The organism is Streptosporangium canum (assembly GCF_900113865.1).
Classification (GTDB): Bacteria; Actinomycetota; Actinomycetes; order Streptosporangiales; family Streptosporangiaceae; genus Streptosporangium; species Streptosporangium canum.
On sequence record NZ_FOQY01000028.1, the window covers coordinates 35,747 to 54,561 of the forward strand.

The window sequence follows — 18,815 nt, forward strand, 5'->3', positions numbered from 1 at the left end:
GTCCCACAGCCGCACCGTCCCGGCGCGGTCACCGCTGGCCAGGGTGCGGCCGTCCGGTGCGAACGCCACCGAGGAGACCGCGCCCTGATGGCCGGTGAGCTTGCCGATTCCAGGGCGGGTGGCTGCGGCCTTAAGGGTGTAGGCGGCCTGTTGCGCGGCGGGGCTGTTATCGCTCAACGAGTCGTCGCTGATATTACTGGCGGCCATGCTCAGCAGCTTGGCCTGGACGGGGTCGCTATCGTCCGTGTTTTCGCTCTGGCTGCTGAGCAGGGCGACGATGGAGGTGTCGCGTTCGCGCACGGCGTCTTGCTGGCTGCGCTGGAGGAAGATCGTGGCGGTGGCCAGGAGCGCGACCAGCACCACCAGGAGGGTGGTGCTGGCGCGGCGGCGGCGGGTCCGGCGCTGCTGGGCGCGGGTGCCGGCGGCCAGGAAGTCGCGTTCGGCGGAGGCCAGGGGCAGGGGGAAGGCGGGGTCGGCGAGGCGTTGCGCGGCGGTTTCCAGCAGGCTGCCGGTGTACAGGTAGGACGGGTCGCGGGTGGGGGCCCATTCGGCGGCGGCGGCGCGCAGCCGGGTGTGGAGCAGGCGGTCGGCGTGGGTTTGGGCCAGCCATTGCTCTGCCAGCAGCGGCCAGGCGCGCAGCAGCACTTCGTGGCTGATCTCCACGGTGCCGGCGGCCAGGGTGAGCAGGCGTTCGGCGGCGAACGCCTCCAGCACCGCCGCCACCTCGCATACATGCTCAGGAGCTTGGCCGTCGGTCAGGGCGGCGCGGGGGACGCGGTCGGCGGTGTCGGTGCCGTCGCTGCCGGTGGTGGCCAGGCGCAGGAAGATCTGCCGGGTGAGGTCCTGCTGGGCGGGGGTGAGCCGATCGTAGACGCGTTGCGCGCTGTCGGCCACCGCGCCTTCGATGCCGCCGGTGCGCTCGTAGTCGGCCAGGGTCAGCATCCGGCCGGTGCGGTGGCGCCAAGCCTGGTCCAGCGCGTGCGACAGCAGCGGCAGCGTCCCGGCGCCGCCGGCCGCCGCGGTGGCCGACGGGCCGGTGGAGGACGAGCTGGGGGCTGCGGGCCGGCGGGTGCGGATCTCGCGCAGCAGCGTCTGGGTCAGGTCGTCCTCCACCTCCGAGCCGGCTTGGCGGGCCGGTTCGGTGATGGCCAGGCGCAGTTGCCGCTCGGTCATTCCGGTGAGCAGGTGACGGTCCTGGACCGCCTGGGCCAGCGGCGGGTAGTCGGCGCAGCGGGCCTCGAAGTCGGCCCGGACCACCAGCACCACCAGCGCCGCCGGTGCCTGGTCGGGGCCGTGCCCGACGGTGGCGGCGGCGTGCAGCGCGGTGATGAACGCGGCGCGCTGGCCGTCGTCGGCGCACTGGGTGAACAGCTGCTCGAACTGGTCGATGAGCAGGACCAGCCGCCGCTGCCCGTCCGGCTCCTGGGCGGCCGGATCTGGTGCCGGCGGGTGTGGCGCGGAGGGGGTTGGTGTTGGGGGGCCGGGTGCGGCGCCGGCGTGCAGGGCGGCCTGGCGGGCGGTCAGGGCGAACCCGGCCGGATCCTGGGTCAGGGCGTGCCGGACCGTGCCGGCGTCGGTCCCGGCCAGGGCCGCGATCCGGACCGCCAGTTCCTCCAGCGGGGTGCGGGTCGGGGTGAACAGCAGGCAGGGCCAGCGGGTCGCGTGCGGTGCGCCGTCCAGACCGCTGCCGCGCAGCCGGGGCAGGATCCCGGCGCGTAGCACCGAGGACTTGCCCGCGCCGGACACCCCGGAGACCATCAGCAGGCCGCCGGTCTCCGCCTGGCGGGACAGGCGGGCCATGAGCCGGCCGGTGACCTGCTCGCGGCCGAAGAAGTAGGCCGCGTCACGTTCCTGGAAGGCGTTCAGTCCGCGGTAGGGGGAATCGACCACGCCGCGCACGTCCGCCAGCGGCGGCACACCCGCCGAGTCGCTCCAGGTGAAGCGGCCGTAACTGTAGATGATCTGGGTGTTGCCCTCGCCGATCTGCACCCCGGTCGCGGTACGCGCGTCGACCACGTACCGCCGACCGTCCCCGGACGGCTCAGCATCCGACTCGACACCCGGCTCGGCGGTCGACTTTTCGGACGGCCCGGCGGAAGGTGTGGGCCGGTCGGGAGCGGGCTGCGGGTCCATAGGGGCCTCATGTCGGCGGAGTCAGATCGAATCAGGCGGGATCAGTGGGCGAACCGAAGACGTTGTGCTGGGTGAGGTGCTCACCGACCTGGACGCCGTGGGCCTGCCGCAGGTCCACCACGTACTTGCCGGTGCCGGTGGACGACTCATCGGTGTTACCGGGCTGGGGGGCAGGGGCGTCGGCCGGTTCGGGGACCGACCGTTCGCCTTCGGCCGCCACCTGCGGGGCCCGCTGCTCGGCTGCTGCCGTCTCGGGCGGGGCGGTACCGGCCGGGATGCGGTCGGCGCGCGTCTGCGCGCGCAACGCCATCACCGCGACCACGAACCCGGCCACGCCCAACAGCATGCCGGCGAACATGCCGATCACGCTGGCTCGCTGGTCCAAAGTGTCCAGCAGTTGCGGAGGCAGGTTCAGCGGGTCGGCGAAGAACCACAGCAGTCCCGCCGCCAGAGAGGCCGCCAGCACTACGAGCGCGATGATCGCGGCGCCGTGCCACAGCCGCGAACCCGTCACTCGCCCCGCCTCGGGCGTCGTCTTCGACATGCCTCCAGGGTGCTCCCGAACCGGCGCCAGTGGGGCCGAAAGCAGCGAAGCGTTACTTCACGACCGTCGTTTTGCGGACAGCGCCAGCAGTACTGACGGTGACCGCGTTCCCCGCCGGAACGCACCCAGGCGGCCATGAACCAACCTCGCCCGGCGGCTCTCCGAGCACCAAAGCCTTCGCCTCATCACCGCCGAGGACCGCATCCGACGGCTCATCGTCCGGCCTGACGTCCTCGACGGCCTGACGTCCTCGACCCCGATGCCCGCACACGGCTTCAGCAACTCGCCTACCAGCGACAAGACCCCTGACCGGAATGACCCTCATCGCCTACCGCGCCGGGCACCGCGACCGCCGACGCATCCGCGAGGTACTGCTCTGACCTGCGAGAAGAGGCCAAGAACCACAGATAACATCGCGGCGTGCACCGCGACGCAGAACACATCGCCGCCCCGCTGGCCGCCCACGCTGGCGGCGCCCTGGCCTCCTACGGCCTGTAGCGCGGGATGCGCAGGCGGCCGCGCTGCCGCCCGCTCCCGCTGTCCGGCACGGGCCGCCGACACCGACGAGGACGGGGTGATGGACGCGCTGGACGCGGGCGTCATCGCCGGGCTTCTCGACGAGCCCGGCCCAGGCCTCATCCGCTTTGTCCACGCCCTCGTCAGGGACACGCTCGACGTCAGCAGATTGCGTGCTACCCGGATGCACGCCCGGATCGCCGTCGCTCTTGAAGGCACCGACGACATCGCGGCGCTGGCCCACCACTACGCGCGCCGGCTCACCGAAGGCCGTCGGCTACTGCGTCCAGGCCGCCGAGCTTGCCGAGGCCCGCTACGCCCACGACGTGGCGGCCGCCCTCCTCACCGATGCCGTCACCAACTCGACCGGACCGGACGAACGCGTCGAATTGCTCGGCAGGCTGCTGCGCGCGCAGATCCGGGCGGGAGCCGTCGCAGCCGCCCGCGAAACACGACGTGAAGCCGTGGAGTACGCGGAGTCCCTGGGCCGCGACGATCTGATGGTCGCCGCATTCACCGCGTGGACAGAGCCGACCCCCTGGCAGGCCCGTACGTACGGCACGGTGGACCGGCCCATCGTCGACCGCCTGAGCCGCCTGCTGAAGCGCGACCTGAACCCTTCGGTGCGGTCCCGGCTCCTGACGGCGTACGCGCACGAACTGGTCGGCGAGGACGACCCGACGGTTGTAGAGGCAGCGCAGGAGGCACTCGACCTCGCCACCGGACCCCGGTTGCGGGCCGCGGCACTCGGGATCCTGGCCGAAGTCCACGGCGACGCCGAGCTCTGCCGGGAGCTCGTGGAGATCGGCACCGAGCACGACCTGCCGGTCTACCGCGTCACTGGACTGCTCAATCATGCCGGCGTCGCCGCCGCCGCCAATGACCCGGTGACCATGCACCAGGTGATCACCGAGGCCCTGGAACTCGCGCGTACCTACCGAATGCGCGAGGCGATCGCCGTCGCCGAGATCACGCTGGCGAGCCTGGCGCTCATCGAAGGCCGATTCGTCGACGCCGAGCTCCTCTACATCAAGGCCGACGAGGGCATGCGGCGCATCGGATCGGTGCACACGGGCTTTCTGCAACTCGCCCTGGCCACGATCTGGCTGAACGAGGGCACGCTCGGTGCGCACCTGGACGACGTTCGCGCCCTCCACGCCGTGCTTGGCCCCATGGTCTCCGACCTGCTCGCGCTCGCCCTCCACGCCAACGGCCTGGACGCCGAAGCCCCCGAGGTCCGCGCGTCACCCAGCCCGATCCGCTCCGACTTCTTCTTCACCTTCCTCACCACGTTGCGCGCGATGGCCATCGTCGCCTTGAACGACCGCGACGCCGCCGAGGAGATCTACGCGACGCTGCTTCCGCATCGCAACGGCCCCCCGGCGGGCGCCGCGAGCCTGTCGTTGGCGCTGCGCCCGGTCGCTCACACCCTCGGCGAGCTGGCCGTCTTCCTCGGCCGCACCGACGAGGCCGCCGCCCACTTCGCTCGGGCCGCCACCATCGCCGACCGGTGGAACACACCTCATTGGGCCGCCGAGGCCCGGTCGCGAACGACCACCTAGCCTCTGCCCACGGCGCCGCGCATCTGTGACACAGAACGTTGCAGCATCTCGCGCAGGCCGGACGGACCGCCCCGGAGTTGCAGGCCAAGAGCCGCCACCAGCACCTGGCCGGCCTCGGCCGCTACGTCCGCCTGGGCGAGGAGACCTCCGCGCGTATCACCGCCGAAGCCGACCCCGTGGCGCGTCACCGAGAGGGCATGGGCGCATGGTCTGGGCCCTGAGGCAGTCAGTGCAAGCTGCCGGTGGCCAATCCGTCGCGCCCGCTGCTCACGCGGTCTGCCGCCGTTCCTGATGGTCGGCACGACGTGATTCGACTACGCATCGACCGAGAGCTCCACCAGCATGATCCAGGGATCGGTGACCGTCGCCTACGACGGGCCCGGTCACGTCATGTACCTGTCGGGCAAGCAGTGCCCGATCCGGCACGCCATCACATGCCTGACCAACCTGACGCTCCCCGAGCCGGGCACCGTCTGTCCCGTCGAATGATCAGCGCTCACCCGAAAGTTACCGAGGTAGAAGAACCTCTACCCCTGATCGGTAAGCAGCCCTATCGTCAACCACCAAGGCAGCTAAGATCATCGAAGGCATGGATGCATCACTGGAAATCGTGAAGGTCGAGCGGCAACTTCGGCGGATGCGGGTTTGCCTGATCACCGCAGTGGCCGCCGCGGTCGCCACGGCGGCGATCATGGCCAACAGCGGGGAGGCCGTCGCGCAGGACGGCGGTAAGGCCAAATTCGACGAGATCGAGGTCCAGCGGATCAACGTGGTGGAGCCGGACGGCAAGCCGCGCATGGTCTTGAGCAACAAGGAGAGGTCGCCGGGCGTGGTCGTGAACGGCGTCGATCTGGGCAACGCCGGCACGCGGCCGGGTATGACGTTTTACAACGGTGAGGGGGACGAGTCCGGCGGCCTGGGTACCGACAACGGTGTCAACGACGGAAAGCCGTGGGCGGTCGGGCAGCTCTCCTTCGACCAGTACAAGCAGGACCAGACCCTCGTTCTCCGGTACATGGAACAAGAGGGCGTCCGAGGCGTCGGCCTAGCGGTCAACGACCGGCCCGAGGCGCCCCTTCCGGAGTCCTTCGAGGAGTACAAGAAGATCGAGCAGATGCCGCCCGGCCCGGCACGGGACCAGGCGATGGCCGCGTACCGGAAGAAGTACCCGAGCCCGCAACGGGTCTTCATCGGTAAGAACCCCGACAAGTCATCGGCGGTGACGCTCGCCGACGGCAAGGGCACGCCGCGCATCGTGATGCGGGTCGATCAGGACGGCAACCCCCGGATCCAGTTCCTGAACGCCAAGGGCAAGGTCACCCGGACGATCAAGGGCTGATGACGGACGTCACCTCCCTCTGGCAGTCGATCACGGGGAACCCGCTGCGGTTCCTCGGGTCGCCATGGCCCTGGCGGGCGCTCGCCTACCTGCTGACCAGTCTGCCCGGCGGCGCTGCGGTGGCCGTGGCGGCCGCCTTCGGACGGCAGACCGCGCTGCTGATCGCGATGATCACATTGTTGATCGTCGCCGTCGTGCTGAGCGGCCCGATCGCCTCTCTCGAGCGCCGGCGGCTGAGGCTGATCGACCCGGCGGCGGTCCCCACGCCGAAGCCGAGAACACCGATCTCCTTCGCGAACCCGACCGCCTGGCGCGAGATCGGCTACGTGCTGCTGTGGGCGACGATCCTGCCTGCGGTCAACGGCCTCGTCATCTCTTTGGCGGCGTTGACCGTCTTTTCCTACGCCTCGGCTCTCCCGTCTGGCGGCTCACCGCTGATGGTGTTGCCGGCCGTCGTCGTGGTGCCGGTCGGGCTGGCCGGTTGCGCGTACCTGTTCACGGTGGTGGCCGCGGCGCAGGGGGCGCTGACGCGGGGTCTGCTCGCCGCGCCCCCCGAGGAGCGGATGATCGAGTTGACCCGGTCGCGGGCCCGGTTGGTGGACGCCTTCGAAGCCGAGCGGCGGCGCATCGAACGGGATCTGCACGACGGCACTCAGCACCAGCTCACCGCCGTGCTCATGCAACTCGGCCTCGCCCAGCTGGACGTACGGGAAGACCCGGAACGTACGGCGAAAGCCATCAGCCTGGCCTACGACCACACGCAGGCCGCGCTGGACGAGTTGCGCCGCGTCATCAGAGGCATCCACCCCTCCACGCTCACCGACCGGGGGCTCGGGGTCGCCGTCACCGACCTGGCCCGCCACTGCCCCATCCCGGTGACCCTGGACCTCGACCTACCCCGCCGCCCGCCCGCGGGTGTGGAGGCGGCGGCCTACTTCTGCATCTCGGAAACCCTCACCAACGCGATCAAACACAGCAAGGCACAGAACATCACGATCAAAGCGAAGCTGTCGGACCATCTTCTCGCCCTCGACGTGCACGACGACGGGATCGGCGGAGCCGACGCGGCGAAGGGGAGCGGGCTCACCGGGCTGGCCGATCGGATCGGCGTGCTCGAGGGCACCCTGTCGCTCAGCAGCCCGCAGGGAGGGCCCACGGCGATCCGGGTGAAGCTGCCATGCGGTTGATGATCGCCGAGGATTCGGTGCTCCTGAGGGAGGGGCTGACCGGCATCTTCACCCGGTTCGGCTGCGAGGTGGTTGCCGCCGTGGGCAGCGCCGACGAGCTGCTGCGCGCCATCGCCCGAGACCTGCCCGACGTCGTCGTGGTGGACGTCCGCATGCCGCCGAGCTTCCACGACGAGGGGCTACGGGCCGCCATTCGGCTACGTGGCGAGCATCCCCGGCTCGGCATCCTCCTCCTGTCGCAGTTCGTCGAGGCGGCCGCGGCCGGGGAACTGCTGGAGGCCGGCACGCGCGGCGTCGGTTACCTGCTCAAGGACCGGATCGGCGCGATCAGCCAGTTCGTGGAGGCGGTACGTGAGGTCGCCGCCGGGGGTACGGTCATCGATCCTGACGTGGTCCACCAGCTGCTGGTCCACCATCGCGCGCACGATCCGCTGAACGCGCTCTCGCCACGCGAACGCGAGGTGCTCGCGCTGGTCGCCGAGGGTCGGTCGAACAGTGCGATCGCCCAGCGTCTGTACGTGTCGGAGGCCGCCGTGGCCAAGCACGTCACCGGCGTATACACCAAGCTGAACCTCGGCCCGGACGCCGACGACCACCGCAGAGTGCTCGCCGCGCTGACCTTTCTCCGCTCACGCTGACCTCGATCATCCCCACCGGCAGGCGCAAGGGGCAGAACCCCGGCCTGGCCGGCATCTACCGGGCGCTCGCCGAGCACTGTTCTTGAGGTGCTGGTCGAAGAAGGCCGCGACGTAGGCGCGGGTGAGCGCTGTTCCGCGTTCGGCGGCGATGGTGCCGGGAGCCGACTGGCCGGCCTTGCTCTTCGGGATGGCCAGGTCGGTGAAGCTGTTGTGCTCGGCCTGGGCGACGGTGAGCCGGCGCCGTGACCCCGAACAAGGCCGGCGCCACCGCGGCCAGCTCAGGTCCCGTCAGCACCGCCAGGAACGACAGGGTGTAGGCGCCGAGCGCGTTGAGGATGCGTACCCACACCAGCGTCCTGGCCGCCACCGGCAAAGATCTCAGCATGCGCCGTCCCCCTGAATCGCCGGCGCGTCATCCTGGCACAAGCTACCGACAAAACGACCCTTACCTGGTATTACCGGTGGGCGAGAAGAACGGCGTGGTGATCGATACCGGCCGGGCCGTCCGGGTCGGCATGCACCGTCGCCGCACGAAGCCGCGGCAGCTCGTGCATCAGCCGGTGCTCGGCCGCCACCGCCACGCCGTGCGCCTCGATGAGCGAGGCGTCATGTCGCACGCCGATCTCGACCTCGGCCCGCAGCGCGTGACCGACCCAGCGCAGCCGTACCGCCCCGACACGCTCCACACCGGGCACCGTCGCCAGGATCTCCTCCGCCTGGGTGATCAGCTTGGGGTCGACCGCGTCCATCAGCCGGTGGTAGATCTCGCGGGCGGCGTCGCGCAGCACGAAGCAGATGGCCACGCTGATCAGCAAGCCCACGATGGGATCGGCCAGCGGGAACCCGAGCGCCGCCCCACCGGCCCCCAGCAGCACCGCCAGTGAGGTGAAGCCGTCGGTGCGAGCGTGCAGACCGTCGGCCACCAGCGCGGCCGAGCCGATCTCCCTACCTACCTTGATCCGGTAGCGGGCGACCCACTCGTTGCCGAGGAACCCGACCACACCGGCGGCGGCCACCAGACCCAGCGCCTGCATGTCGGCCGGGTTGATCAGCCGATTGACCGCCTCGTAACCGGCCAGCGCCGCCGACGCTCCGATCAGCACTACGATGACGACCCCGGCCAGATCCTCCGCCCTGCCGTAGCCGTAGGTGAAGCGGCGCGTGGCCGCGCGCCGTCCCAGCGAGAAGGCGATCGCCAGCGGCACCGCGGTCAGCGCGTCGGCGAAGTTGTGCAGTGTGTCGCCCAGCAGCGCCACCGACCCGGACAGCATCACGATGACCGCCTGCACGAGGGCGGTGGCCGTCAGCGCGGCAAACGAGATGGCCAGGACACGCATGCCTCGGCTGCTGGACTCCAGCGCGGTGTCGGTCTTGTCCGCGCTGTCATGACTGTGCGGGGTGACGGCATGACGGGCTTTCGCCAGCAGCCGCCTGAACCCGCCACCCCGCCTTCCGCCATGCCCATGACCGTGTCCATGCGCATGGCCGTGCCCGTGTTCGTGCCCGTGTTCGTGGCCGTGCTGAGGGGAATTTGGATGCGCCATTCGCGTGCCTCACTTGCCTTCAACCCGTTTCGCCGGATTATATGTAGTCATGTACGCACGCGACAACGAATCAGGTGCGAGCCCTGTGCAGGAACAACCCACCGGCGCTCAGGTGGAAGCCGCGGTGGAGGCCTTTCGCATGCTCAGCGACGCCACCCGGCTACGGCTGATGTGGCTGCTGACGACCGGCGAGTTCGACGTCGGCTCACTAGCCGCCGCGGTCGGCGCGGCCAGGCCCTCGGTCTCCCAGCACCTGGCCAAACTCCGCCTGGCCGGGCTCGCGCAGACCCGGCGCGACGGCCGTCGCGTGCTGTACCGGGCCCGCGACGCACACGTCCGCGCCCTCATCGGCGAGGCGCTCTACCACGCCGATCACGAGGTCTCCGGTATCCCCCGCCACGACTGACCGGGCCGGGTGGTGCCCCCGCGGGTTCGGGCGCCCCCGCACGTCGATGTCGACCCGGGTCAGCTCGGCTCGTGGCCGCCGTCGTGAAAGGGCCGCAGGCCGCCGGCCACGTCGGCGCGGGCGAAGACGTAGCGGCCCGGGAAGTTGATGTGGTCGTATGGATCGGCGACAACCGCGCGCACATCTCATCGGTGACCGGGAAGCCCTGCTCGCGCAGGTGCTTGACGGCCGCGTCCAGATACAGGCTGTTCCACCAGATGACCGCGTTCAACGCCAGCCCCAGACTGCCCAGCTGATCCTCCGGTTTCTAGCGCCAAATCCCGGTCCGATCCTCCCCGAAGGCCTGTGCGTGAGGTTGATGAACTCGTCGACGGTCTCCTCCAGCCTCTCCCGGATGGCATAGAGGGTGCCGGCCACGTCGCCGGACAGCTCGCTGCGCTCGCCGGGCGCCTCGCGCACGTCGATCAGGTGGGCCCTCCATGCGGAACAGCCGCACGCCTCACGGGCGTCGGCGGGCAGTTCGTCGCGCGCGGCCGCCAGCGCGGCGGTGCTGACATAGGCGGCCGGCGTCTGCCCGTCGGCCCTTCCACGGGGGGAGAGTCAAGGGGCAGCTCCTCCAGCAGTCGCGCCGACACATGCTCAACACCTCCTCAACATGCGGCGGCCTACATTCCCGCTGTCAACCCTTTCAACGAGCGAGAAGAGGAGCTCATGCCACCCACCAGAAGGTTGGCTGCGGTCGTACTGACGGCCGCCATCCTAGGTATTGGCGCGCCAGCGACTGCTCACGCGGGTACGGCAGCACCGTCGATCCATGCCGCAACCGCAAACGTCGTGTCCGAGAAACCCGCCACCTCGATGGCCGTGACCGTCCTCACGACCGGATCGACTTCCAGCATCGCCGCCATGGGCACATGCAGCCGAGTCAAGGGCTGGAAGGTGCGGCTGGCCTGCGAAGCCGTGGTACGGGCAGGCGGCGCATGGGTGTGGAAGAAGCTGGAGAAGGGCGCCCGTGCGGGCTGGAGAACCTACTCGCAGATCTTCGAGAAGGACGTCCCCTCCGTCTATCGCAAGATCATCAAGAAACTCAAGCACCCCATCTACTGCAGCATTTCCCGCGCATGCTAATGACGGCATAGCCCGCTAAGGCGGGAGTGGTGGCCTGCCCGGCGCGGCAGCATGGTCAGGTGCGCTGGTCGCGCAGGGTCTGCAGCAGGTCGGCAGCCCGCGTCTCGGCGGCTTCCGCCTGCTGCCGGGCCGGCTCCGGGTCCGCCTTCCAAGGGGGCGCCGGCGTGGGGTTTTCGCCCCGGCCATATCGGCGCGGGGCGCTGATACCTAATGCCTCCGTACGGCCCCGAGTCCACCGACTCAGGGCTCACCCCACTGACGCCGCGCCTACCGGAGCGTGACTCCTCATCGCAGGCAGGCGCCGCGAGGATGAGCGGCCAGCGGGTGGTGGTCGACGGGGGCCGAGTGAACGCCTGTGCTGATACCGGACTGCGAGTCCTCTGCTAAGGCCGGGCGCCTCGGCCCCTTTCGACCACCACCCGCTGGCTGTCCTCTTTCGCCAGGATCATGACGTGAGTCAGCCGCAGGAGACACCGCTCGCATTGACCGGGGCCGTCGAGTCCTTGCGCAGCGCGCGGGCCTGCGGCCGGCTGAGGTCACGAACCGCTGATCGGATGTCGAGCCGTCGAGCTCTCTCGTCAAGGCGTGGCGTGCCCCTGTGCGACTCACCTGGGCAACGAGTGATGAAGGAGGCGCCGGTGACGGGGTGACATGCGAATCGACTGGAGCGAGAAACACCACGACGTCGCCCCTCGTCGACGAAGGCGGCAAGCCGCTGGCCAAACGACGCACTGCGGCGGGTGGCCGGCCTGGACGACTGCTGGTTGCCCTACCCTCCCGCCGTCACGGACTACGCCCGCCAACGAGCGGCCTGTTGGTTCTCGGCTTCGGCCAGAGACTGATGGGGGTGTTGGTAAGGAGCGTGTCGCCAGCCGCCAAATAGTTGATTTTGAGTGGTGGTGTGGTGGTGATAGTCCAGAATCTATGCTGGTGTCCCGTTAGGGATTGTTCACCGGGTTCCTCGGGGGCGCCGTTCGGCGGTACTGCGCCGCAAGTCAGTAGTCCCCGCCTCGCCGAAATCAGCGGCAATAATTCAGTATGAGCTGGGCGCGACCCGGGTAAGATGACGCCCAACAGCGACGACGGAGCCGAGTAGCACCTCGATCACCGGAGTTGGAGAGAGCCGCCGGCAGCTGCGAAGGCGGACTCCGACCGGGGCGTGAAGACCCTCCTGAGCTGCGGGGAAGAACGGCCTTCGGTCTAGTAGAGTCCCGCCGAATCGCCCACGTCAAGGGTTTGCAGAGGCTACGCCGCACAAATTGGTGGCGTAGTGAAGGTGTGGTGGTACCGCGAGGATCCCGCTCGCCCACGCCTCTCAGGGGACGCGTTGCGAACCAGAGGAGGCCACTACCATGCAACGCATCCTGTCCACCCAGCTGTCCGCACACGTCGGTGAGACCGTACGCATCGCGGGCTGGATTCATCGTCGCCGACTGTTGAAGTCGGTCGCTTTCCTGATTCTGCGCGACGCCGCCGGCCTGACCCAGATTGTCGTGTCCGAAAAGGCCGCCCGCGCTCAGCTGGAGACCCTGCCGGAAGAGACGACGGTCGTCGTCGTCGGCACGGTCACTGTCGAGCCGTCCGCGCCGGGCGGCGTCGAGATCACCTCGCCGGTGATCGAGGCATTGACCGACCCCGCCGAGCCGGCTCCGTTCGACCTCTACCGGCCCGACCTGCGCGCGAGCCTGCCGGCAATGCTCGACCACGCGCCGGTCGCGCTGCGCCACCCGAAGCTCGCCGCCACCCACCGCATCAGCGCGGCCGCGGTCGGCGGGTTCCGCACGGCGCTCGAAGCGATGTCGTTCGTCGAGATCCATACCCCGAAGATCGTGGGCGCGGCGACCGAAAGCGGCGCCAACGTCTTCAAGCTCGACTACTTCGGCCGTCCAGCGTACCTGGCGCAGTCCCCTCAGCTCTACAAGCAGATGATGGTCGGTGTCTTCGAGCGGGTCTACGAAGTCGGACCGGTCTTCCGCGCCGAGCCGAGCGACACCGCCCGCCACCTCGCGTCGTACACCTCTCTCGACGCCGAGATGGGCTTCATCGAAGACCACCGTGACGTCATCGCCACCTGCCACGCGACGGTCGGGGGCATGCTGGCCAACATCCACGCCTCGGCCGGTCCCTCACTTGAGCTTCTCGACGTCACCATGCCCGAGCTGACGGAGAAACCCGTGGTGGTGCACTTCGCCGACGTACTCGAGATGATCAGTATGGCGACCGGCCAGGACGTGACCGCCGAGCCTGACCTAGCGCCGGCGCATGAGCGTTGGATCGGCGAATGGGCCTTGCGCGAGCATGGCTCTGACTTCGTGTTCGTCGAGGGCTACCCGACCGCGCATCGCGCGTTCTACACACATCCGGACCCGGCACGGCCCGGCTACTCACGCGCGATCGACCTGATATTCCGTGGCCTGGAGCTGGTCAGCGGCGGCCAACGGATGCACCGGCACGCCGACTACGTGCGAACACTGACCGCACGCGGCGAAACCGACCTGTCGGCATACTCGGGATACCTCGACGCGATGCGCTACGGCATGCCGCCACACGGTGGCTTCGCCTTCGGGCTGGAACGGTTCATGGCACGCCTACTCGACGTGCCGAACGTACGCCAGGTCACGCTATTTCCCCGCGACCTGCACCGGCTCGCGCCGTGAACGAAACCGGTGAAGCCCTCGCGGATCGTTTCGCTGAAGACCCGCAGGCGCAGCGACGACTGGACACCGGCTCACGGGCGGGCATCGCTGCCACTTGGGTTGAGACCGAGGCAGGCGGTTGGCACTGACGGTGATGTTGGTGCGCTCATTCTGACCGGTTGGGTAACTGTGGTTGCCGGTCAGCTGGCGTTGGCGTCGCTGCGTGCTCGGGTCTGGGCCAGCCGGTAGGAGTCGGTGCCGGTCTCGATGATGTTGCCGGCGAAGGTGATGCGGTCAACGAGGGCGGCGCAAAGACGCGGGTCAGTGAAGGTTTTGGTCCAGCCATCTGGGGCTCGTACTTGTTTGTCTTGCGGGATTGCGGCTTGTGCCTGGGATCTTTCGTTCTTCCTCGTTTCACCGATCGTCAAGGTGTAGCCACGCTATGTTAGGTGCTGCCTTAATCCTTCAGGTGCGAGGAAGGTGTGCCGATGACGCGGTCGCGATTACAGATCGTCCAGGGCGGCGGCATCCCGCAGGAGCCGATCACTACGGACCCGTGGCAGTTCCAGGCCGAGTGCGTCGAGGCCTTCGTGGCCTCGTGGCGAGCCCGCGGGTTCAGCCCGGTGACGATCGACAACGACACCGGCCTGCTGGAGCGGACCCTGACCGCCCTGGGGCGTCTGGCCTGGGAGGTAACTCCTGAAGGCATCGACCGAATCGTCGGGGACCTGGCGGTGGCCGGCCGGGCGACCTCCGCCCGCCGCGATTACGTGCAGATCTTCAAAGGGTTCCATCGATTCCTGCAGGCCCGCAAGGCGGCCCAGATCGAAGCCGCGTTCGGGGTCCGCCTGGTCTGCCCGGTCGATGAGTTCAACGCCTCCCGCCATGTCGGCGATGATTCCCCGGCCCAGCTGCCGCCGCCGACCCCGGAGCGGGTGACGGAGTTTTTCGACTTCCTCAAGACGCGGATCGCCACCGCCCGCAAGTACGCGCCCGCGGCGCGGGACTACGCGCTGTTTCGAACGCTGTATCACGCCGGTCTGCGCTCGGAGGAATGCGCGCTGCTGGATCAAGCCGATGTGCACTTCGGCCGGGGCCCGTTCGGCAAGCTCCATGTCCGCTTCGGCAAAGGCGCCCGCACCTCCGGGCCCCGGCCCCGCTGGGTGCCGATGCTCGACCACCTGGACCTGGTGCTGCGCTGGTTCCTGGACGATGTACGCGGCAAGTTCCCCGACTCGCCGGTGCTGTTCGCCGACGAGTCCGGCGGCAGCCTGCATCCAGGAACGATCCGCAACCGGCTGCGCTATCTGATGGAGCTGGAGGGCCGCCCGGCCGTCGAGCGGTTCAGCCCGCATGCGCTGCGCCGAGCGTGCGCGATGGGCAAGCGGCAACGAGACTGCGTCGACTGCGGCGGCTCGGTCGGCCTTCGCGATCCCGATCGGCAGCACTGCAGCCGCTGTCGACGCCGACTGGCCGAGGAGGCGGCGAAGGACACCTGTCCGGGCTGCGGCAAACGGCGCATCTTGCAGGCCGGCACCGGAGTGTGCATCCGCTGCTCACGGGCGTGCACCAGGTGCGGACATCTGGTGCGGACCCAAGAGGCGCCCCTGTGTCGCGACTGCCGGCGCCGAGCCGATCGGCAAGCCGCCCAGCTCCCATGTCCGCGCTGCGGCCGGCCCGGCTATCTGCGCCAGGACACCGGCTGGTGCGGTCACTGCTCGCGCGTCCGGCAGTCCAAACAGCCGCCACGCGCCTGCGCCGGATGCGGCCAGGTCCGCCGTCATGCCGGGCTGGGACTGTGTTCGCCCTGCTGGCAACGCCACCCCGACCGGCCCGTCATCGCCGGCGACAACCTCATCGCCCGCCTGACCGAGCCACCGCCCTGGCTTGGCGACCTCATCGCGCAGCTGGCCGCCCGCTATAGCGTCGGGCGCGCCTGCACCATGATCAGCAGCCTCGGGCGACTGCTGGAAGACGAGCACCCCAACCACCCTCAGGCCCTTCTGGAGCGCGCCCGGCGTCCGGGGCGCTCCATGGGCTCCCTCGCTCGGCTCCTGGAGGACTACTTCACCGACCACGGGCTGGCGCTGCCAGCAGACCAAGCAGCGCGACTGGCCGAGGGACGGCGCAGGCGCCGCATCGACGCCGCTCCTGCGCCGCTGCGCCCGGCCGTGGAGTCCTTCGCGACCTTCCTGCTGCGCTCACGGGAACGAGCCCGCAGGGCCGGGACTCTGCCCCGCAGCGACGTCACCATCGACGCGGTGCTCTCGACCGTGCGTGACCTGGCCGGGTTCTTGAACGATGAGCGGGGCAAGCAGGACTGGGCCCTGGCCCGATGTGCACGACATCGACGCGTTCCTGGCGGTGCTGCCCAAGGGCCGGGCGCGGCGCCTGACGATCGTCGGGCAGTTCTTCCGCTTCGCCAAAGCCCACAAGATCGTGCTCGTCGACCCGGCTCGTGGCCTGTCGGCCAAGACGCCCAAGGGCTTCACCGGCCAGACCATCACCCTGGAGCAGCAGCGTGTGCTGTTTCGCCGATGGACCACCGACCCGTCGGTCCACCCGCACGAGGCCCTGCTCGGAATTCTCGCCCTACTGCACGGAGCCTCCAGCAACGAGGTCCGCCGCCTGCGCGCGACCGACATAGACCCGGTCAACCGGACGATTCGGCGGGGAGAGCGGCCCCACCCGGTGCCGGTGGACCCCGCCAGTTGGAGCATCCTGCAACGCTGTCTGGCGCACCGCGAGACTCAGCGCACCGACAACCCCCACGTGATGGTCACCAAGGGCACCAAGGCTGGACGTGGCCCGGCGTCCACCGCCTATGTCAGCCACGTCCTGGACCCGTGTGGCGTCCCGCCTCGGATGCTCCGCTCTACCCGGCTGGTCGATTTGGTCAACACCCTGGATCCCAAGCTGGTCGCTGCTGCGTTCGGCATGAACCCCGAAGGCGCCATGTTCTATCTCGCCGATCACATCGACGACGGGAGACTACCGATCAGGCTGTGGCCTGGGTGAATTCTGCTGTTCACGCCCGCGATCAGCCTCCAGAATGCTGATCAAGCGGTTCTTGGTCTGTCTCCGATGTGCGCCATGAACGAGACCTGGCGCCCATGGCCGAGGTTGCCGCTCAGGCTCGGTCTACTCTGGCCGCCTTTAGCGGCGGCTTGTCGCATGGCCGGCGCGATGGGCGAGCGGCGAGGACAACGCGGCCGCTCATCGTTCTTCCCCAGGGTGATAGCCGAGTAGGTCACCTGGCTGGCAGCCGAGGACTTCGCAGATCTTGGTCAGCGTGGTGAACCGGATGGCCTTGGCCCTGCCGTTCTTCAGGATGGACAGATTGACGACGGTCACCCCGACCCGGTTGGCCAGTTCGGTGAGCGTCATGCCGCGCTCGGCCAGGAGCCGGTCGAGATGGACGGTGATGTCGTGGGTATCCGTCTCGGCGGGCGACATCAGACGGTTCCTTCCAGATCGTCGCGCATCCGCACCCCGTCGCGCAGGATGCCCGCCAGCGCCAGCAGCCCTAGCGCGACGAGCGGCACGACCAGCGGGATCTCCCCTAGCAGGTAGTTGGCCTCGCCCACGGCCATCGTGTCCAGCAGCCTCATCCTCGCGAAGCGCTCGATTTGGGGAGCCAGGAGACCACCGACCAGCAGCCACCAGCCCAGGAGACGCACCTGACGCGCGACCTGCGGAATGTAGACGCCGCTGCGGGCGCGCCACAGCAGCCGCCACAGCAGGAAGAACGCGCCGGAGGCCACCACGAAGCCCGGGAAGGTGGTCAGAGCCTGCCAGAGGTACTGGCCGGTGTCGGGGGAACCGTCGATGAATTCGAGGCCGTTCGCCGAGGCCATGACACCTGGCCGGGCCATCTGCGTGAACGCCGGGTGATCGAGAGGGATGCCGTAGCCATTGGGCGACTGGGCCGCTATGACGGAGTAGGTCAGGCCGAAGAAACCGGCCCGGGAGTAGAGCACCATGCCGGTGATTACCCCGGTCACTAGGACGAGGACCGCGAAGACCGCGGGTTGGCGCGCCACTCGTCCGATCGTGCTGTGCGGTGTTGCCATCAGGTCGCCTCCAAGGCATATCGTTTTTCGATGTATCGATAAACGTAGCCATTGAAAATCGATATGGCAAGCGAGCCTCGACCGACGGGGCGCCCACCGAACCCGTGAGGTTTCGGCGCGACCCTGCACACGTCCATGCGAACATGTGCGCTTTGGAGAAAGACTCGTTGGAGGCGATCGTGACGCTGCTTTTCTCCTCACGCTCGGTTAGAACCTGAAACAGCAGCTCAGCGCCGTGACGATCGAGTTCCATGTATCCAAGCTCATCGATGCAGAGCAGGTCGACGCGGCCGTAGCGGTTGATGGTCTTGGTGAGTTGGCGGTCATCGGCGGCCTCGACGAGTTCGTTGGCGAGTTTGGAGGCCAGGGTGTAGCGGACTCGGTAGCCCTTCATCGCGGCCTCGGTCCCCAGGGCGATGAGGAGTTCGCCATGGTCGTCCGGCGAGCGTTCCAAGCCGAGCAGGATCCGTGGGACGGGATGGCCGCGGGCTGCCGGGCCCTGCTGGAGGCGTCCCTGGAACCCGCCGTACGCAAGCTCACCCTGGTCGAAGCGCCGGGCGCGCTCGACTGGTCCACCATGCGCAACATCCAGGCCGGGTGCAAGGAGCAGATGCGGCGCGGACTGGTCATCGCGATCGAGGCCGGATGCATCCCCGATCGGCCGCTGGAACCACTCACCTCGCTGCTGTACGGCGGGATCTGCGAGATCGCCCTGGACCTCGCCGATGCCATCGACCAGCACGCCGCCCTGGAGGACTCATCTGTTCTCCTGCCTGACGATCGAAGGCCTCGGCGGCCACGACGACCCCCGCACGGTAATCCGGCTGCGCGCCGGCATCAACGCAGCGTGCCGCGTGGCCGCGGGTGACCGGCGAACCGGCTACCACGCCACCGACGAGCGCATCACGATCGGGCTCTCCGCGCTGTCACAGTAAATGCGTACACCTCGGCCTTGGTCGCCGAGAGAAGTACTCCAGGTCAGCATGGCCGCGATCATGGGCTTGCCGCAGTAAATCCGGTGTTCACTCCGGCAGCCATTTGGCGAGGCAGAGGAAAGATCTCCCCGGTGTAGGGCTGAGCGACGGACCGCTTCGGGCGCCCCGGGCGAG

The 18,815-nt window shown here is 68.9% G+C and carries 19 protein-coding genes and 4 pseudogenes; 13 read left to right on the top strand and 10 right to left on the bottom strand.

Annotated elements, in window-relative coordinates; genetic code table 11:
* Positions 1-2,016, bottom strand: a 2,016-nt coding sequence (locus tag BM085_RS44800) for an nSTAND1 domain-containing NTPase (RefSeq protein ID WP_483883305.1), incomplete at its 3' end; no start/stop codon positions are given.
* Positions 2,017-2,164: 148 nt separating this feature from the next.
* Positions 2,165-2,677, bottom strand: coding sequence for a hypothetical protein (locus tag BM085_RS31230; RefSeq protein WP_143121141.1), 513 nt, complete (start codon positions 2,675-2,677; stop codon positions 2,165-2,167).
* A 725-nt stretch (positions 2,678-3,402) separates the two neighbouring features.
* On the opposite strand from BM085_RS31230, the gene BM085_RS31235 reads away from it, so the two are divergent.
* The 7 genes and pseudogenes from BM085_RS31235 (at position 3,403) to BM085_RS45405 (ending at position 8,165) form a co-directional block, all read left to right on the top strand.
* Positions 3,403-4,755: a hypothetical protein gene (locus BM085_RS31235; protein WP_218158872.1), complete on the top strand. Its 1,353-nt coding sequence runs from the start codon at positions 3,403-3,405 to the stop codon at positions 4,753-4,755.
* 38 nt (positions 4,756-4,793) lie between these two features.
* Complete coding sequence (locus BM085_RS31240) at positions 4,794-4,976, top strand: hypothetical protein (RefSeq protein WP_218158873.1); 183 nt, start codon at positions 4,794-4,796, stop codon at positions 4,974-4,976.
* Positions 4,977-5,082: 106 nt separating this feature from the next.
* A pseudogene (locus BM085_RS31245) lies at positions 5,083-5,244 on the top strand (alpha/beta hydrolase); the annotation flags it as partial.
* A gap of 100 nt (positions 5,245-5,344) precedes the next feature.
* Positions 5,345-6,094: a hypothetical protein gene (locus BM085_RS31250; protein ID WP_143121142.1), complete on the top strand. Its 750-nt coding sequence runs from the start codon at positions 5,345-5,347 to the stop codon at positions 6,092-6,094.
* On the top strand, positions 6,094-7,281 hold the full coding sequence (locus BM085_RS31255) for a sensor histidine kinase (RefSeq protein WP_093890439.1): 1,188 nt from the start codon (positions 6,094-6,096) through the stop codon (positions 7,279-7,281). The genes BM085_RS31250 and BM085_RS31255 overlap by 1 nt, the downstream gene beginning before the upstream one ends.
* A complete protein-coding gene (locus tag BM085_RS31260; protein ID WP_281249885.1) occupies positions 7,272-7,919 on the top strand; it encodes a response regulator transcription factor in 648 nt (215 codons plus the stop codon). Before BM085_RS31255 ends, BM085_RS31260 begins: the two co-directional genes overlap by 10 nt.
* Before the next feature lie 87 nt (positions 7,920-8,006).
* Positions 8,007-8,165, top strand: a complete 159-nt coding sequence (locus BM085_RS45405) for a hypothetical protein (RefSeq protein ID WP_218158874.1) — start codon at positions 8,007-8,009, stop codon at positions 8,163-8,165.
* 209 nt (positions 8,166-8,374) lie between these two features.
* On the opposite strand, the gene BM085_RS31265 is transcribed toward BM085_RS45405, so the two are convergent.
* Positions 8,375-9,256, bottom strand: a complete 882-nt coding sequence (locus BM085_RS31265) for a cation diffusion facilitator family transporter (RefSeq protein WP_245789801.1) — start codon at positions 9,254-9,256, stop codon at positions 8,375-8,377.
* A gap of 292 nt (positions 9,257-9,548) precedes the next feature.
* Between BM085_RS31265 and BM085_RS31270 the strand changes: the two genes are divergently transcribed.
* Positions 9,549-9,869, top strand: coding sequence for an ArsR/SmtB family transcription factor (locus BM085_RS31270; RefSeq protein WP_245789802.1), 321 nt, complete (start codon positions 9,549-9,551; stop codon positions 9,867-9,869).
* Positions 9,870-9,928: 59 nt separating this feature from the next.
* Here the strand turns inward: BM085_RS31270 and BM085_RS47005 are convergent, their stop codons facing one another.
* From BM085_RS47005 to BM085_RS31280, 3 genes and pseudogenes are all read right to left on the bottom strand, one after another.
* On the bottom strand, positions 9,929-10,051 hold the full coding sequence (locus BM085_RS47005) for a hypothetical protein (RefSeq protein ID WP_281249887.1): 123 nt from the start codon (positions 10,049-10,051) through the stop codon (positions 9,929-9,931).
* A gap of 29 nt (positions 10,052-10,080) precedes the next feature.
* Positions 10,081-10,140: pseudogene (locus tag BM085_RS46300) on the bottom strand (hypothetical protein); the annotation flags it as partial.
* Complete coding sequence (locus BM085_RS31280; RefSeq protein ID WP_093890443.1) at positions 10,137-10,328, bottom strand: hypothetical protein; 192 nt, start codon at positions 10,326-10,328, stop codon at positions 10,137-10,139. The gene BM085_RS31280 and the pseudogene BM085_RS46300, both read right to left, overlap by 4 nt.
* A 252-nt stretch (positions 10,329-10,580) precedes the next feature.
* Between BM085_RS31280 and BM085_RS31285 the strand changes: the two genes are divergently transcribed.
* Together BM085_RS31285 and aspS are read left to right on the top strand one after the other, a co-directional pair.
* Positions 10,581-10,997, top strand: a complete 417-nt coding sequence (locus tag BM085_RS31285) for a hypothetical protein (RefSeq protein ID WP_143121143.1) — start codon at positions 10,581-10,583, stop codon at positions 10,995-10,997.
* A gap of 1,352 nt (positions 10,998-12,349) precedes the next feature.
* The gene (gene aspS, locus BM085_RS31290; protein WP_093890445.1) at positions 12,350-13,654 is read left to right on the top strand and encodes an aspartate--tRNA(Asn) ligase; all 1,305 of its coding nucleotides are present in this window, start codon (positions 12,350-12,352) and stop codon (positions 13,652-13,654) included.
* Positions 13,655-13,833: 179 nt separating this feature from the next.
* Here aspS and BM085_RS47010 read toward each other — a convergent pair whose 3' ends face one another.
* Positions 13,834-14,061 (bottom strand): ATP-binding protein, encoded by a 228-nt coding sequence (locus tag BM085_RS47010; protein ID WP_281249886.1) that lies wholly within the window; start codon positions 14,059-14,061, stop codon positions 13,834-13,836.
* A 60-nt stretch (positions 14,062-14,121) separates the two neighbouring features.
* Here BM085_RS47010 and BM085_RS47535 point away from each other — a divergent pair.
* A pseudogene (locus BM085_RS47535) lies at positions 14,122-14,949 on the top strand (tyrosine-type recombinase/integrase); the annotation flags it as partial.
* A gap of 1,021 nt (positions 14,950-15,970) precedes the next feature.
* Positions 15,971-16,651: a site-specific integrase gene (locus tag BM085_RS46310; protein WP_245789804.1), complete on the top strand. Its 681-nt coding sequence runs from the start codon at positions 15,971-15,973 to the stop codon at positions 16,649-16,651.
* A 198-nt stretch (positions 16,652-16,849) separates the two neighbouring features.
* Here BM085_RS46310 and BM085_RS31310 read toward each other — a convergent pair whose 3' ends face one another.
* The 3 genes and pseudogenes from BM085_RS31310 to BM085_RS31320 all read right to left on the bottom strand — a co-directional run.
* Positions 16,850-17,089 carry a helix-turn-helix domain-containing protein gene (locus BM085_RS31310; RefSeq protein ID WP_093890496.1) on the bottom strand — a complete coding sequence of 80 codons (240 nt, stop codon included), beginning with the start codon at positions 17,087-17,089 and terminating at the stop codon, positions 16,850-16,852.
* Positions 17,089-17,676: a DUF2975 domain-containing protein gene (locus tag BM085_RS31315; protein WP_093890446.1), complete on the bottom strand. Its 588-nt coding sequence runs from the start codon at positions 17,674-17,676 to the stop codon at positions 17,089-17,091. The genes BM085_RS31310 and BM085_RS31315 overlap by 1 nt, the downstream gene beginning before the upstream one ends.
* A gap of 238 nt (positions 17,677-17,914) precedes the next feature.
* Positions 17,915-18,100 (bottom strand): annotated as a pseudogene (locus BM085_RS31320) (ATP-binding protein); the annotation flags it as partial.
* 84 nt (positions 18,101-18,184) lie between these two features.
* Between BM085_RS31320 and BM085_RS31325 the strand changes: the two are divergent.
* On the top strand, positions 18,185-18,574 hold the full coding sequence (locus BM085_RS31325; RefSeq protein WP_342742911.1) for a hypothetical protein: 390 nt from the start codon (positions 18,185-18,187) through the stop codon (positions 18,572-18,574).
* Positions 18,575-18,815 lie beyond the last annotated feature (241 nt).